11 protein-coding genes and 3 pseudogenes are annotated in these 15,449 nt (G+C 69.9%); 9 read left to right on the top strand and 5 right to left on the bottom strand.

The features are described from left to right. Together ACTWQJ_RS28640 and ACTWQJ_RS28635 are read left to right on the top strand one after the other, a co-directional pair. Positions 1 to 520: pseudogene (locus ACTWQJ_RS28640) on the top strand (ABC transporter substrate-binding protein); the annotation flags it as partial. Positions 521 to 565: 45 nt separating this feature from the next. After that, positions 566 to 1,606, top strand: coding sequence for a helix-turn-helix transcriptional regulator (locus ACTWQJ_RS28635; RefSeq protein ID WP_443309430.1), 1,041 nt, complete (start codon positions 566 to 568; stop codon positions 1,604 to 1,606). Here the strand turns inward: ACTWQJ_RS28635 and ctaD are convergent. Then, positions 1,536 to 3,176, bottom strand: a pseudogene (gene ctaD / locus ACTWQJ_RS28630) (aa3-type cytochrome oxidase subunit I); the annotation flags it as partial. The gene ACTWQJ_RS28635 and the pseudogene ctaD overlap by 71 nt on opposite strands. 442 nt (positions 3,177 to 3,618) lie before the next feature. On the opposite strand from ctaD, the gene ACTWQJ_RS28625 reads away from it, so the two are divergent. Beyond that, positions 3,619 to 3,834 (top strand): I78 family peptidase inhibitor, encoded by a 216-nt coding sequence (locus ACTWQJ_RS28625; RefSeq protein WP_443309429.1) that lies wholly within the window; start codon positions 3,619 to 3,621, stop codon positions 3,832 to 3,834. A gap of 79 nt (positions 3,835 to 3,913) precedes the next feature. Here ACTWQJ_RS28625 and ACTWQJ_RS28620 read toward each other — a convergent pair whose 3' ends face one another. Next, entirely contained in the window at positions 3,914 to 4,957 is a 1,044-nt protein-coding gene (locus ACTWQJ_RS28620; RefSeq protein WP_443309428.1) for a phosphatase PAP2 family protein, read from the bottom strand. A 275-nt stretch (positions 4,958 to 5,232) separates the two neighbouring features. Then, a complete protein-coding gene (locus ACTWQJ_RS28615; protein ID WP_443309427.1) occupies positions 5,233 to 6,486 on the bottom strand; it encodes a hypothetical protein in 1,254 nt (417 codons plus the stop codon). Positions 6,487 to 6,757: 271 nt separating this feature from the next. Between ACTWQJ_RS28615 and ACTWQJ_RS28610 the strand changes: the two genes are divergently transcribed. Further along, positions 6,758 to 8,386 carry an MFS transporter gene (locus ACTWQJ_RS28610; protein WP_443309426.1) on the top strand — a complete coding sequence of 543 codons (1,629 nt, stop codon included), beginning with the start codon at positions 6,758 to 6,760 and terminating at the stop codon, positions 8,384 to 8,386. Positions 8,387 to 8,485: 99 nt separating this feature from the next. Beyond that, positions 8,486 to 9,694 carry an acyl-CoA dehydrogenase family protein gene (locus tag ACTWQJ_RS28605; RefSeq protein ID WP_443309425.1) on the top strand — a complete coding sequence of 403 codons (1,209 nt, stop codon included), beginning with the start codon at positions 8,486 to 8,488 and terminating at the stop codon, positions 9,692 to 9,694. Positions 9,695 to 9,735: 41 nt separating this feature from the next. Here ACTWQJ_RS28605 and ACTWQJ_RS28600 read toward each other — a convergent pair whose 3' ends face one another. Further along, positions 9,736 to 10,173 (bottom strand): cell division protein SepF, encoded by a 438-nt coding sequence (locus ACTWQJ_RS28600; protein WP_443309424.1) that lies wholly within the window; start codon positions 10,171 to 10,173, stop codon positions 9,736 to 9,738. A gap of 312 nt (positions 10,174 to 10,485) precedes the next feature. On the opposite strand from ACTWQJ_RS28600, the gene ACTWQJ_RS28595 reads away from it, so the two are divergent. The 4 genes and pseudogenes from ACTWQJ_RS28595 to ACTWQJ_RS28580 form a co-directional block, all read left to right on the top strand. Continuing rightward, positions 10,486 to 11,760, top strand: a complete 1,275-nt coding sequence (locus ACTWQJ_RS28595) for a DUF5685 family protein (protein WP_443309423.1) — start codon at positions 10,486 to 10,488, stop codon at positions 11,758 to 11,760. Between the two features lie 229 nt (positions 11,761 to 11,989). Continuing rightward, the gene (locus ACTWQJ_RS28590) at positions 11,990 to 12,892 is read left to right on the top strand and encodes a S1 family peptidase (RefSeq protein ID WP_443309422.1); all 903 of its coding nucleotides are present in this window, start codon (positions 11,990 to 11,992) and stop codon (positions 12,890 to 12,892) included. 375 nt (positions 12,893 to 13,267) lie between these two features. Continuing rightward, entirely contained in the window at positions 13,268 to 14,350 is a 1,083-nt protein-coding gene (locus tag ACTWQJ_RS28585) for a S1 family peptidase (protein WP_443309421.1), read from the top strand. A gap of 242 nt (positions 14,351 to 14,592) precedes the next feature. Next, positions 14,593 to 14,883, top strand: a pseudogene (locus ACTWQJ_RS28580) (PHP domain-containing protein); the annotation flags it as partial. Between the two features lie 87 nt (positions 14,884 to 14,970). On the opposite strand, the gene ACTWQJ_RS28575 reads toward ACTWQJ_RS28580, so the two are convergent. After that, entirely contained in the window at positions 14,971 to 15,345 is a 375-nt protein-coding gene (locus ACTWQJ_RS28575; RefSeq protein WP_443309420.1) for a cupin domain-containing protein, read from the bottom strand. Positions 15,346 to 15,449: the final 104 nt, after the last annotated feature.

Raw genomic sequence — 15,449 nt, 5'->3', positions numbered from 1 at the left:
CCACGGCAACGCCCGTCTGTGCAAGGCGATGGACGACGTCGGCACCGAGGTCACCGCCAAGGTCACCAACGTGCAGAACTGGACGTCCACCGTCCCCGAGGACTACAAGGACGCCCCGCGCTGCCGCAACGCCCTGTGGGCGACCGGGTCCAGCCGCAACCACCAGGACACCGGCAACGAGGCCGTACGGGAGTTCCGGGACGCCACCGAGTCGCTGCCGACGCATTCCCAGTGGCAGTTGGAGGGCTGGGCGGCGGCGAAGTGGTTCACGGACGCGGCGCGGTCCTGCTCCCGAACCGGCATCACGCGCGCGTGCGTCGACGATTTCGTGCACCGCAGCGACGGTTACACCGCGGACGGCCTGCTGCTCCCCGTCACCTTCAGGCCGCTGCCCGAGCCGCCGCAGACCCGCAGGAACTGTCTGTCGGTGGCCCGCTGGCAGGACGGCCGGGGCTGGGTCTCCCAGGGGGACATGAACAGCACCTGCTTCGACGTGCCGCTGCTGTCGTACGAGCCGTGACGCTTCAGGACCGCACCTGTCCGCAACGGCTGACAGACTCGACCCATGCTGGAAACCTCCGCCCGCCTCCTGCGCCTGCTCTCGCTGCTCCAGGCCCACCGCGAATGGTCCGGCGCCGAACTGGCCGACCGCCTCGGCGTCACCCCGCGCACCGTCCGCCGGGATGTCGACCGACTGCGCGAGCTCGGCTACCCCGTCAACGCCAGCCCCGGCACCGGCGGCGGCTACACACTGGGCGCGGGTGCCGAGCTGCCGCCCCTGCTGCTGGACGACGACGAGGCCGTCGCGGTCGCCGTCGGGCTGCGCACGGCCGCCGGGCAGGGCGTCGAGGGCATCGGCGAGACCTCCGTGCGGGCCCTCGCCAAGCTGGAGCAGGTCCTGCCGAACCGGCTGCGCCGACGCGTGGGCGCCCTCAACGCCTTCACCGTGCCGATGCTGAGGGGCCCCCAGCCGGCCGCCGTCGACCCGGCCGTCCTGACCGAGCTGGCAGGCCTGTGCCGGGATGCGGAGCGGCTGCGCTTCGAGTACCTCGATCACGAGGGCACCCCCACCCGCCGCAGTGTCGAACCGCACCGCCTGGTGTGCACCGAGCGCCGCTGGTACCTGGTCGCCTGGGACCTCGACCGGGACGACTGGCGCACCTTCCGCGTCGACCGCATCGCCCCGAAGCCGCCGCACGGCCCGCGCTTCGCCCCGCGCACCCCGCCCGCCGAGGACCTGGCCGCGTACGTCTCGAAAGGTGTCTCCACGCGCGCGTACGCCACGCATGCCGCCGTCCGGCTGCTGGTGCCCGTCGAGGTGGCCGCCGAGCACATCTCGCCGTCCGCCGGGACGCTTCAGGCCGACGGCGACGACGCCTGCATCCTGCACACCGGGGCCGCGAGCCTCGACGTGATGGTCATTCATGTGATGCTGATGGGGTTCGAGTTCGAGGTGCTGGAACCGGACGGGCTGACGGAGGCGATCAGGACGGCACGGGACCGCCTGAGCCGGGCTCTTGAACGCGGTTCTGCTCCAGCTCCGCGTACTGGGGGTGATGCAGGTCGAACGCCGGGGAGTCGGAGCGGATCTTCGGCAGCGTCGTGAAGTTGTGACGCGGCGGCGGGCAGGAGGTCGCCCACTCCAGGGAGCGGCCGTAGCCCCAGGGGTCGTCCACGTCGACCTTCCTGCCGTACCTGGTGGTCTTCCAGACGTTGTAGAGGAACGGCAGCGTCGACAGGCCGAGCAGGAAGGCGCCGATCGTCGACACGGTGTTCAGGGCGGTGAAGCCGTCCGCGGCGAGGTAGTCGGAGTAGCGGCGCGGCATGCCCTCCGCGCCCAGCCAGTGCTGCACCAGGAACGTGGTGTGGAAACCGATGAACAGCGTCCAGAACTGGATCTTGCCGAGCCGCTCGTCGAGCATCTTCCCGGTGAACTTCGGCCACCAGAAGTAGAAGCCGGCGAAGATCGCGAAGACGACGGTGCCGAACACGACGTAGTGGAAGTGCGCCACCACGAAATACGTGTCCGTGACGTGGAAGTCCATCGGCGGCGACGCCAGGATCACCCCGGTCAGACCGCCGAACAGGAACGTCACCAGGAAACCGACCGACCACAGCATCGGCGTCTCGAAGGACAGCGAGCCCTTGAGCATCGTCCCGGTCCAGTTGAAGAACTTCACGCCCGTCGGCACGGCGATGAGAAAGCTCATGAAGGAGAAGAACGGCAGCAGCACCGCCCCGGTGGCGAACATGTGGTGCGCCCACACGACCACGGACAGACCGGTGATCGCCATCGTCGCGCCGATCAGCGCCGTGTAGCCGAAGATCGGCTTGCGGCTGAAGACCGGGATGATCTCCGTGACGATGCCGAAGAACGGCAGCGCGATGATGTACACCTCGGGATGCCCGAAGAACCAGAACAGGTGCTGCCACAGCAGTGCCCCGCCGTTGGCCGCGTCGAAGATGTGCGAGCCGAACCGCCGGTCCGCCTCCAGACAGAGCAGCGCGGCCGCCAGCACCGGGAACGCCATCAGGATCAGGATCGACGTGAACAGCGTGTTCCAGGTGAAGATCGGCATCCGGAACATCGTCATGCCGGGGGCGCGCATGGCGATGATGGTGGTGATGAAGTTGACCGCGCCGAGGATCGTGCCGAAGCCGGCCAGCGCCAGTCCCATGATCCACAGGTCGGGCCCGACGCCGGGTGAGCGTTCCATGCTGTTCAGCGGCGCGTAGGCGAACCAGCCGAAGTTGGCGGGCCCGTCGGGCACCAGCAGCGAGCCGAGCACGATCAGCCCGCCGAACAGGAACAGCCAGTACGACAGCATGTTCAGCCGCGGGAAGGCGACGTCGGGGGCGCCGATCTGCAACGGCATCAGCTCGTTGGCGAAACCGGCGAAGCTGGGCGTCGCGAACAGCAGCAGCATGATCGTGCCGTGCATCGTGAACAACTGGTTGAACTCGTTGTTGCTCACGATCTGCAGCCCCGGCCGGCCCAGCTCGGCGCGCATCACCAGCGCCATCGCCCCGCCGATCAGGAAGAACGCGAACGACGTGATCAGGTAGAGGTGGCCGATCTTCTTGTGGTCGGTGGTGGTCAGCCAGTCGACGATCACCTCGCCGCGCGCCCTGGTCCGTACGGGTCCTGCCGCTGCCGGTACGGTCTCCGTCCCCATGCCTCGCTCGCCCCTTCGCTCGTCGCGCCCGGGCCCGTCGAGCCCGCGCCACGCGTACCCGCGAGCCCACGCCATGATGCTCGCGCGGCCGGGTGCCGCGACAGGGGGCGTACGGGGAGTCTGTGCCGGAACCGGGTATTTCCTGTGTTGTGCCGACTCCCTGCGGGCCCGCCCGGAACTGGAATGGAACGGGATCCGGGGACGGTCCTTCAGAAACTCTCCGCCGGGCAATTCGAGGAGTTGTGGAGACACACGGGAATTGTGTTCGGATGCCGCCGTAAGGCGTACGGATCCGTCCGTTCGGGTGATGGAGTTCCATCGAAACGCGTGTCGTGATCTTGTGACAGAAGTGTGACCGCAGGGGGATCAGTGACCCACGGTGCACGAGTTCCACTTCCCTGGCCGACTTCCCCGGCCGCCGTGCAGCGCCTAGCGTGGCGGCATGGCACCCATTCCCACACCTCCCGCGGAACCCGACGACAGTCCCGAGGCGTACATCGGCCTCGAAGAGGCCGCGGCCGAGCGGCTCGCGCGCGAGCGCGGCTGGTCGACGGTGCGCTCGCTGCCGCCGGGGGCGATCATCACGATGGAGTACCGCGTGGGCCGACTGAACTTCGAGGTCAAGGCCGGCGTGGTGGCGCGCGCCTGGAAGGGCTGACGGCCGACGGTGCATGACGAAAGGCCCCGGTTCCCTCCACGAGGAACCGGGGCCTTCGCCGTGCGTACCGTCGGGCCGGTCAGCCGCCCGTGACCGGGCGGGCCGTCGAGGCCGGGCCGCGCGGGAGACGGTCGGGGTGCGGGGGCCGGCGACTGCCTGCCGGGGTGACCGGGGTGCGCTCCGCGCGGGTGCTGTGCGGGCCCGGGGCCAGATAGACCGGCGCCCGGGTGGTGCGGGCCGCCGACGGGGAGAGGGTCTCGCGCACCGGTGCCGCCTCCTCCTCGGCGACCGGGCACGGGGTGAGCACCGCGGGAGCCTCGGCCGGGACGGGCGCGGCCTGCGGAGCCGTACGCCGCACACCGGCGAGCCAGCGGTCGCGCAGGTCCAGGAGCCGGGCCTCGGCGTGGGCGATCAGCGGCTCGAACCACGGCAGCGCCAGCAGGATGAGCAGACCCGCGGCCCAGCCCAGCAGCACATCGCTCAGCCAGTGCGTACCCAGGTAGACGGTGGTGAGGCCGACACTGAGCGACAGCACCGCCGACAGTGCGGACAGCCAGCGCCGGGCGCGTGGCGAGGTGGCCAGATACGCGAGGATGCCCCAGGTCACGACGGCGTTCGCGGTGTGTCCCGAGGGAAATATGTCGCTCCCGGCCTGGAACCAGTGCCACATCTCGTTGGAACCGACCTCGGTCGCGTAGTGCGGGCCCGAGCGGCCCAGGCCGTACTTCACCGCACCCACGGTCACGTTCAGCAACAGCAGTGCCGCGCCGAACGCCAGCAGCGGCCGCAGCGTGTGCTGCCGCCAGCAGCGCCAGCCCAGCCAGGCGGCGACCATGACGGCCGTGGGGCCGCGCTGCCCGAGGACCACCCAGTAGTCCAGGAAGGCGTGGATCCCGGACCACTGCTGGTAGGGCCGGAACAGCATCGCCTGCCAGTCGAACCGGACCAGCCATGAGGTGGTCACCACGGCGAGGACGATCGTCAGGTAGAAGGTGAGAGTCGCGCCGAAGAGCACCACCCGGTGCCGGGTCATTCGCGGCACGTCGAGGACCGGCCGCACGGGTTCACGGTCCAGTCGGGCGAAGATCCGGTCGAGCCGGGTCAGCGTTGGTTCGGTACGCACACAATCGACGTTACAGCGAGTGAGCTCAGTTCCCCGCCCAATCACCGGGTTTGTAATGACGATGTGATGTGGGATTTCTCTCAGGAAGGGGTTTATTTCCGGGGATTCTGCAATCCCTCGCGGCCCTTCCCTTCAATTCCTTTGATCGCCTCATGGTGCAGTGTTTTAGCTTGCTTATGAAACCGTTAACCGGACCATGGGGGGAATTTTTCCGGTCGCTAACCTGGCAATAACCTGGCAATAAAACCGGCAATGAAACCGGCGCTCGAAGCAGGTCAGGGCGGACCGGAGCCGTTCAGCCAGAAGGCCCCGTAGGCCGCCGACGCCGCCGCGACCCCGCCCACGACCAGCGCGGCGGCGGTGGTGCGCAGTCTGGCCAGGGTGAGCGCGAGGGGCAGCAGCAGCGGGAACGCCGGCAGCAACAGGCGCGGTTTCGAGCCGAAGTAGCTCGACGCGCACAGGGCGAGCGCGGTGACCACCCCCGCGTACACCAGCAGCGGAAGCGGCTGGCGCTGCCGGACACAGACGACGTACAGCCAGACCACCAGCCCGACCCCGACGACCAGGCCCAGGCCGGCCAGGGCCGACGGAAACGACGTGAACTTTTCGGCGACGAAGCGGGCGAAGGCGTACCCGCCGTCGAAGCCGTTGCGCCAGCCCGCCTGGACGTCGAGATAGCCGAGCGGACCCTTGCCGGTGTGGTGGCCGACCCACAGGACGTACCCGGCGGCGCCGAGCGGCGCGAGGAGCATGCCGAGGGCGCGCCGCCCGGCCGACGCGCCCTCGATGCCCGCGCCGTCGGAGGGGGAGGCGGCGCGCGACAGGGCATGTGCGCCGGGACCGGGCGCCGCGCTGCGGTACCGCACGGACGGAGCAAGGTCCCGGTCTCGTGCTCGTACGAAGGAGACGATCCCGGCCGCCCACACCGCCGCGACCACGGCGAGCCCCACCGGCCGGGTCAGTCCCGCCAGCAGGGCCAGCGAGCCCGCGGTGAGCCAGCGACCGGTCAGGACCGCGTACAGCGACCAGGCGGCCAGCGCCGTGAACAGCGACTCGCTGTACGCCATCGACTGCACGATCCCGACCGGCAGCACCGCCCACAGCAGCACCGCACAGACTCCGGCCCGACGGCCGTACACGTGGTCGGCGACCGCGAAGATCCCCCACGCCGCCGCGAGCGAGGCGAGCAGGCTGACGACGAAGCCGGCGTCGGCGTACGACAGCGGGGTCACCGCGTGCAGCAGCCGCTCCAGCCAGGGGAGGAGGGGGAAGAAGGCCAGGTTGGAGTGCACGTCGCCGTTCGGCAGACGCACTTCGTAGCCGTAGCCCAGTTCGGCGACCCGGGTGTACCAGAGCGCGTCCCAGCGGGCGGTCAGCAGCGTGTACGCGCTCTTGTCCCGCGCCGCGCTCCACCCGGCCAGCGCGAGCAGTCCCAGCGCACGGACGGCCGCGTACCCGAGAAGGGCCGGGGCTGCCCGGCGCAGGGCCGCGGAGCCGCGGCGTGCCACAGGCGTTGCAAGATCGGTCACGGGCTCGATTATCGACGGCCCGCGCAACCGCACGGCCGGCGGCGACGTGATGGCAGGCGAAGGCGGGCGACGGTAGTGGCGTACGCCACACTGTTCCGCCATATGTATGAGAGGTCCGCCACTCGGTCACGGCACGGACTCGCGTACGCTGACGTGTCACTCGCCGATCGTTGCGCGGGCCGGAGACCACCGCTCCTCTCCGGCCGAGTCACGGGGGAGTCCCCACTCCCGTGAGCCCGCCGAAGCGAGGGAACATCTGGGAGGTACGTACATGTCCGGGACGACCACGGCTGCCGTCGGGCTGCGCCGTCGGGCGGCCGGGGCCGGTGCCAACCGCTGGGTCGTCCTCGTGGTCCTCTGCACCAGTCTGCTGCTGGTCGCGGTCGACGCGACCGTGCTGCACGTGGCGGTGCCCGCCGTCACCGAGGACCTCAAGCCCAGCGCGATAGAACTGCTCTGGATCGTCGACACCTACCCGCTCGTCTGCGCCTCGCTGCTGATCCTCTTCGGCACGCTCGGCGACCGGGTGGGCCGCAGACGGATCCTGCTCCTCGGCTACGCCCTGTTCGGCGTCGCCTCCGCCATGGCGGCCGTCGCCGACACCGCGCAGGTCCTGATCGTGGCGCGGGCATTGCTCGGCGTCGGCGGCGCGATGATCATGCCCGCGACGCTGTCGATCCTGCGGCAGGTCTTCCCCGACCGGCGCGAGCGGGCGCTCGCGATCGGTGTCTGGAGTGCGGTGGCCGCGGTCGGCGCGGCGGTTGGGCCCCTGCTCGGCGGCTTCCTCCTCGAGCACTTCTGGTGGGGGTCGGTGTTCCTCGTCAACATCCCGTTGATGCTGGTCAGTCTGCCGGTGGGGCGACTTCTGCTGCCCGAGTCGACGGGAGCGGGGGACGGGCCCTGGGACGTGGTCGGTGCGCTGATGGCAGCGGCCGGGTTGTTCGGGGTGGTGCTGGGGGTCAAGCGGCTCGGTGGCGGTGAGCCGGTGGACAGTGCGTTCACCGTGGTGCCGCTCGTGGTGGGGGTCGCGCTGGTCGTCCTGTTCGTACGGCGGCAGCGGCGGCGCAAGCATCCGCTGGTCGACCTGCGGATGTTCGCCCGTCCGGCGTTCAGCACGTCGGTCGGGTGCATTGTGCTGGCGATGCTCGCGCTGGTGGGGCTGGAGCTGATCGCGGCGCAGTATCTGCAACTGGTGCTGGACCTGTCGCCGCTGGAGACCGGGCTGCGGTTGGTGCCGCTGACGTTCGCGGCGATGGCTGCGGGGCTGTTCGGGGCGCGGATGCTGCGGCGGTTCGGGCCGCGGCGGATGGTGTCCTCCGGGTTCTGTCTCACGGCCTTCGCCGTGGTGCTGCTGACCGCGATGGGGAGGCAGGACAACCCCGGGCTGCTGCTGGCCGGGTTCGTGCTGCTCGGATTCGGGCTGGAGACCACGCTGTTCGGGGCGTACGAGTCCATGCTGAGCGAGGCTCCGCCGGAGCAGGCGGGGGGCGCGGCGGCGATCGGGGAGACGTCGTACCAGCTGGGGGCGGGGATCGGGATTGCGCTTCTCGGGAGCGTGATGAATGCGGCGTACACGCCTGGGCTGACGTCCGTGCCGGGGGTTCCGGCGTCGGCCTCGGCTGCGGCGGGGCATTCGCTGGGGGAGGCGTATGACGTCGCCGGGCGGCTCGGGGGACCGGCGGGGGATGCCCTGCGGGAGGCGGCTCGGGACTGTTTTGTGCATGGGCTGCATGTGACGCTGCTGGTGAGTGCGGGGTTGTTGCTGCTCGGGGCGGCGATGGCGTTGCGGTTGCCGCGGGCCATGCAGTGCGAGACGGTCGCTGTGGAAGTGCCGTCGCCTCGTGCCGGCGTCGGGACTCCCACCCACGCACCTCCGGTGGACGTCGGCCGCGGGGGTTGAGCGCCGTCGGCGGCCTGCGGGTGGTTGCTCCGCAGGCCGTCGGGTCGTAACGTCACCCCGAGTCCGTGACTAGCGGCGCTAGTTTGAGCTGCCCGGAGGGTGTCGGTGTCCTCGAAGTCCGAGAAGTCCGAGAAGTTGCCCGCCTTCGATCCGTTCGATCCGCTCGGGATCGACGACTTGCTGGAGCCCGAGGACCTGGCCGTCCGGGACACCGTGCGCAGCTGGGCCGCGGACCGGGTGCTGCCGCACATCGCCGAGTGGTTCGAGGCGGGCGAACTGCCGGGGATCCGGGAACTCGCCAAGGAGCTCGGGGGTATCGGGGCGCTCGGGATGTCGCTCAGCGGGTACGGGTGCGCCGGGGCCAGTGCGGTGCAGTACGGGCTCGCCTGTCTGGAGCTCGAGGCCGCCGACTCCGGGATCCGGTCCCTGGTGTCGGTGCAGGGATCGCTCGCCATGTACGCCATCCACCGGTTCGGCTCCGAGGAGCAGAAGCAGCGGTGGCTGCCCGGCATGGCCGCCGGTGACGTGATCGGCTGCTTCGGGCTCACCGAACCCGATCACGGGTCCGACCCCGCCTCGATGCGGACGTATGCCAAGCGGGACGGCGGCGACTGGATCCTCAACGGGCGCAAGATGTGGATCACCAACGGGTCCGTCGCCGGGGTCGCGGTCGTGTGGGCGCAGACCGAGGAGGGTGTCCGCGGGTTCGTCGTGCCCACCGACGCCCCCGGGTTCTCCGCGCCCGAGATCCGGCACAAGTGGTCGCTGCGGGCCAGCGTCACCAGCGAGCTGATTCTCGACGGCGTACGGCTGCCCGCGGATGCAGTGCTGCCGGACGTGACCGGACTGCGCGGTCCGCTCAGCTGTCTCTCCCATGCCCGGTACGGCATCGTCTGGGGTGCCATGGGCGCGGCGCGGACCTGCTTCGAGACCGCCGTCGAGTACGCGAAGACGCGGGAGCAGTTCGGGCGGCCCATCGCCGGATTCCAGCTCACCCAGGCCAAACTCGCCGACATGGCGGTCGAACTGCACAAGGGGATTCTGCTCGCCCATCACCTGGGGCGGCGTATGGACGCCGGCCGGCTGCGACCCGAACAGGTCAGCTTCGGCAAGCTCAACAACGTACGAGAGGCCATCGACATCTGCCGTACGGCCCGGACGATCCTCGGGGCCAACGGGATCTCACTGGAGTACCCGGTGATGCGGCATGCGACCAACCTGGAATCGGTGCTCACCTACGAGGGCACCGTCGAGATGCACCAACTCGTGCTGGGCAAGGCGCTCACCGGAGTCGATGCCTTCCGGTGATCCGTCGCACCGGAAGGGCAGGGCCGGTGAGCGGCCTTGCCTCAGCTCTGGTTGAAGAAGCCGTCCGCCCGGTGGGCGGCGGGCTCCCCGCTGATGATCTCCGTGTCGGCGGGGCTCAGCAGGAACACACGGTTGGACACGCGGTCGATCGAACCGCGCAGCCCGAAGATCAGGCCGGCCGCGAAGTCCACCACGCGCTTGGCGTCGGCGGGCTCCATGGCCGTCAGGTTCATGATCACCGGGACGCCGTCCCGGAACAGCTCGCCGATGGCGCGGGCGTCCCGGAAGCTGTCCGGGGTGACCGTGCCGATCCGGCGGCCCCGCTCCTCGGCCGTGTCCGTGGCCACCTTCACCCGGGGGTCCGTGACCCAGGCGTCCCCGGACTCGGTCCCCTCGGAGTACTCGTCGTCGTAGTAACGCTCGTCATCGTTGTCGTCGACGAGGCCGAGCCACGCACTCGCCTTGCGCACCGATCCCATGGACGCCTCCTCTCACAGCGGGCTTTCTCGCTTTCCGCATCCCTATGGTCATCCATGATGCGGACGGTGCGCCAAGTGGATAGACGCCGCGCGGGGGGTTTGTGACGGTACTGGTGCACAGCGAATCCGTCGAGAGCCCGGGTGCCCCAAGGGTCCTGCCACGCCCAGCTGCTGACTGTGAGTGAAATATGATTCTTCATGGCGTACGGGTGAGGGACGGGGCGTACGGGTGAACCAAGGCGGTCGATCCGATGTGAAAATCGGTCGATACGATGCGGCTGCTCAATGTCGCACGCATCACGGGGGATCATCGTGTTCGGAATCGTCAGGCCGTGCAGCCACCGGCTCGGGGAACGACTCAAGACGCAGTGGATGGCGCATCTGTGCGGACTGTGTCTTGCGCTGCGCAGTGACCACGGACAGTTCGCCCGGGTGGTGACGAACTACGACGGGCTTCTCATCTCCGTATTGACGGAGGCTCAGGCCGAGCGGGCCGATGCCGGCGGGTGGCGGCGTACGGCGGGGCCGTGTCCGCTGCGCGGGATGCGGACCGCGTCCGTCGCCCAGGGTGAGGGGGCCCGGCTCGCGGCCGCCGTCTCGCTGGTGCTCGCGTCGGCCAAGGTGCGCGACCATGTCGCCGACGGGGACGGGCTGCTGGGCCGCCGGCCGGTGGCGCTCGCCGCGCGCCGGGTCGCCGACGGGTGGGGGCGTGCGGGGGCTCGTGGCGCAGCGGTGGTCGGGTTCGATACGGCGGTGCTGGTCGACGCCGTGGACCGGCAGGTCGGCATAGAGGCGCTCGCCGGGCCCGGGACGTCGATCCTGACCGTCACCGAGCCGACCGAGACCGCCACCGCCGCGGCCTTCGCGCACACCGCGATCCTGGCGGGCCGGCCGGGCAACGCCGCACCACTCGCCGAGGCCGGCCGACTCTTCGGACGGCTGGCGCATCTGCTGGACGCCGTGGAGGACCAGGAGACTGACGCCGCGTCGGGCGCCTGGAACCCGCTGACGGCCACGGGGACCTCGCTCACCGAGGCGCGGCGGCTCGCGGACGACGCCGTGCACGGGGTGCGGCTGGCGCTGCGGGAGGTGGCCTGGGGGTCTGGGGTCTCCCCAGAAAAGCACTGCACGGATGCCAAGCTCGCGCACCTGCTGCTCGTGCACGAGCTGCGGCGCTCGGTGGACCGGGCGTTCGGCACGGTGCCCGCCTGCGCGTCCCACCAGCCCGGGCCCTATGGTCAGCCGCCACAGCAGGGGCCGTACGGGGCGCCGCAGAATCCGTACGCCGACGGGAACCCGTACGCGGGCGGGAACCCTTATGCGGGCGGTGGGGGAGCGCCCGGCGGTGGTGGCGGTGGTGGTGACTTCGGCGGGTTCGGCGGTGGGCCGGCCGCCCAGCCGCCGAAGGGGCGGCGTGGGTTCTGGGCCGGCTGCGGGATGTTCTGGCTGCTGTGCTGCACCTGCAAGCTGTGCTGCGCGAAGGAGTACGAGGGCCCCTGGTCCCGCAAGAAGCGCGAGGGTTGCTGCCGTGACTGCGACTGCAACTGCGGCGGCTGCGACTGCTGCTGCCCCTGCGACGGCTGCTGAAGGGTTGCTGTGCTCCGACGGTGGGGCAGCGGTGGCCAATTCCCGTAACTCGTTCAAAGATTGACGGCCGAAAGGCGCTCTTGCGCCTGTCGGCCGTGCCCCCGAATACTCCCCTCAGCGCTTGTCAGGGGCACGGCGTGTTCGGAATCCGGGCACTCACGCCGCTGGCTGCGCCTCACGGGCCCCGACCCCACGCGGGCCCCCTACTTCCCATGTGGAGGAACGAAAAGTGAGGATCAAGCGCACCACCCCCCGCAGCGGCATAACGAGACGGACCCGGCTGATCGCCGTTTCCACCGGACTCGTGGCCGCCGCCGCGATCGCGGTCCCCAGCGCGAACGCGTCCGACACCGCCACGTTCAGCGCCACCGAGCTCAAGAGCGCCGGCAACTCGGTGCTCAAGGCCGACGTCCCGGGCACCGCCTGGGCCGTCGACAGCAAGACCAACCGCGTGCTGCTCACCGTCGACAGCACGGTCTCCGCGGCCGAGATCGCGAAGATCAAGAAGGCGGCCGGCGCCAACGCCGACGCCCTGACGATCAAGCGCACCCCCGGCAAGTTCAACAAGCTGATCCAGGGCGGCGACGCCATCTATGCGAGTAGCTGGCGCTGCTCCCTCGGCTTCAACGTCCAGAACAGCAGCGGCACCCAGTACTTCCTGACCGCCGGTCACTGCACCGACGGCGCCGGCACCTGGTACTCCAACTCCGGCCGCACCACGGTCATCGGCTCGACCACCGGCTCCAGCTTCCCGGGCAACGACTACGGCATCGTGCGGTACTCCGGGTCCGTCAGCAGGCCCGGCACCGCGAACGGCGTGGACATCACCCGCGCGGCCACGCCGAGCGTGGGCACCACCGTCATCCGCGACGGCTCCACCACCGGCACGCACAGCGGCCGGGTCACCGCCCTCAACGCCACCGTCAACTACGGCGGCGGTGACGTCGTCTCCGGTCTGATCCAGACCACGGTCTGCGCCGAGCCCGGCGACTCCGGCGGTCCGCTCTACGGCAGCAACGGCACCGCGTACGGTCTGACCTCCGGCGGCAGCGGCAACTGCACCTCCGGCGGTACGACCTTCTTCCAGCCCGTCACGGAGGCCCTGAGCGCCTACGGCGTCAGCGTCTACTGACGTCCAGTCGGCCATCGGTTCCTGTATGGCCTGATCTGCAGCCGGCAGCAAGCGAGCCCCCGCACGCAACTCGCGTGCGGGGGCTCGCCCTTGTTCCAGTCTCCGAAGGGTCGAGTTTCGGACAGGACTAGACCTCACTCAATGCATACCGGTTACTCGCGCGTAGTGTTTGCACTGCGAATCGCGCTGGCGTGACCGTGGACGTTCAAGTTGTGCAAGGCGTATGGGGCGCACGCCAGTTGTCGTACGCGCGTCCTGAAGTCGGCCTTGTGTGCTCCCTGTGGGTGTCGGAATAGTGGGCGCCCAGTCCACACACCTTCTGGTTCGTGAGGCCCCCACAGCCTCCCGGACCAACCCCCCACAGGAGGACGTGAGTTGAAGCACCGACGCATACCCAGGCGGCGGGCCGCCGTGGCAGGTGCGGGCATCGCCGCACTGGTCGCCGCGGGAGTCACCTTGCAGAGTGCGAACGCCAGTGAGACCCCGGAGGCGCCCGCGCTCAAGACGCTGTCGGCCCTGGCGGCCGGAAAGCTCGCCTCGACGCTCGACCGTGACCTCGGCGCGGACGCGGCGGGAACGTACTACGACGCGAAGGCCAAGAGCCTTGTGGTGAACGTGCTCGACGAGGCCGCGGCACAGACGGTCGAGCAGGCCGGCGCCAAGGCCAGAGTCGTCGAGAACTCCCTCGCCGAACTGAAGAGCGCCCGTACGACCCTGAAGCAGGACGCGACCATCCCCGGCACCTCCTGGGTGACCGACCCGACCACCAACAAGGTTGTCGTGACCGCCGACCGCACGGTCTCCGCGGCCGAGTGGAAGAAGCTGACCTCGGTCGTCGAGGAGCTCGGCGGCACGGCCGAACTGCAGCGCACCAAGGGTGAGTTCAAGCCCTTCATCGCCGGCGGCGACGCCATCACCGGCGACGGCGGGCGCTGCTCGCTCGGCTTCAACGTGGTCAAGGGCGGGGAGCCGTTCTTCCTCACCGCGGGCCACTGCACCGAGGGGATCTCCACCTGGTCGGACTCGTCCGGCAATGTCATCGGTGAGAACGAGGCCTCCAGCTTCCCGGGCGACGACTACGGCCTCGTCAAGTACACCGCCGAGGTCGACCACCCGAGCGAGGTCAACCTCTACGACGGTTCCGCGCAGGCGATCTCGGGCGCGGCCGAGGCCACGGTCGGCATGGAGGTCACCCGCAGCGGCTCGACCACGCAGGTACACTCCGGCACGGTCACCGGCCTGGACGCCACCGTCAACTACGGCAACGGCGACATCGTCAACGGTCTCATCCAGACCGACGTCTGCGCCGAGCCCGGTGACAGCGGCGGCTCGCTGTTCTCCGGCAGCAACGCGGTCGGCCTCACCTCCGGCGGCAGCGGCGACTGCACCTCCGGCGGGGAGACCTTCTTCCAGCCGGTGACGGAGGCCCTGTCGGCGACCGGTACCGAGATCGGCTGATCCACTCCGTTCTTGCGAAGTCCCGCCCCGCGCGCGAGGCGGGACTTTCGCATGCCCGGCGTCTCCTCCCGTGCGGTGTCTGTCATGTCCTCGCAGCCCGGGTCTGTGGGCCTGTTTGCGCAGGCGAGACACGCCCGAACGCATTTCGCGCACGTATTCGAAAAATTGGTCCATGGCGGGGGTGGGAGAGTTGGGACTGACGTTCGAGAGCTGGTGAGGGCTCGCGAGTGCAGGAGGTGCGTGTGCCGGGTTTCACGCATCTGCACACCGTCTCCGGGAGCTACGGCGCCTCGCACCCGGAGTGGCTGGCCGAGCGCGCCTCCGAGCGGGGCATGGACGCCCTCGCCCTCACCGACCGCGACACCCTCGCCGGCACCGTCCGCTTCGCCAAGGCCTGCGTGAAGGCAGGCGTCCGTCCGCTGTTCGGCGTGAACCTGGCGGTGGAGGGGCCCGAGCCCGACGCGCCCGTGCGACGGGAAAGGTGCTGTACTCCGGTGTGCGGCGGTGCCTTCATCGATGAGTCGCCGCATCGAGGAGGTCGCGGACCGCGCGCGAGCAAAGTCGGGCCATGGGCGGTGATCCCGGGGTCGTTGGCGGCGTAACTCCTCTCGATCGGCAGTTCAGTTGGCCCACGGCGGCACGATGCGCGTGCCGTCGGCCAGCTCCGCCTCCAGGCCGATGGAGGTGGTGACCCAGGAGATCGCGGTCCGGTCGGTCGGGTTCTCGACGGCGAGGGTGGAGCCCGGGTTGATGATCACCGTGTCGCCTGCCAGGACGCGGTCGGTGCGGCCGTCGAGTGTGATGACGAGTTCGCCGATGAGCAGGTGGAAGATCTCCTCGCGGGTGACGGTGTGGGCGGGGGCTTTGGTCCGCGGGGGAATCTCGCCGCGCCACGCGCACAGCTCCTTGCTGCCGGCGAGGGGAGTGGCATACGAGACGAAGCGGGCGCCGTGGATCTCGTGTGTCACGGCGTCGGACGAGCGGATGACGGGCATGGGCGGCCTCCGATGTAGTCAAGCAGCTTGACTACATGGTCAACCTGCTTGACCATCCCGTCAAGGGTGTTTCAATGCAGGCGTGCAGAACTCCGAGGCCCTGG

This window comes from Streptomyces sp. KR55 (genome assembly GCF_052245645.1).
Lineage (GTDB): Bacteria > Actinomycetota > Actinomycetes > Streptomycetales > Streptomycetaceae > Streptomyces > Streptomyces flavusporus.
This window is presented reverse-complemented; position numbering and strand designations above follow the sequence as displayed.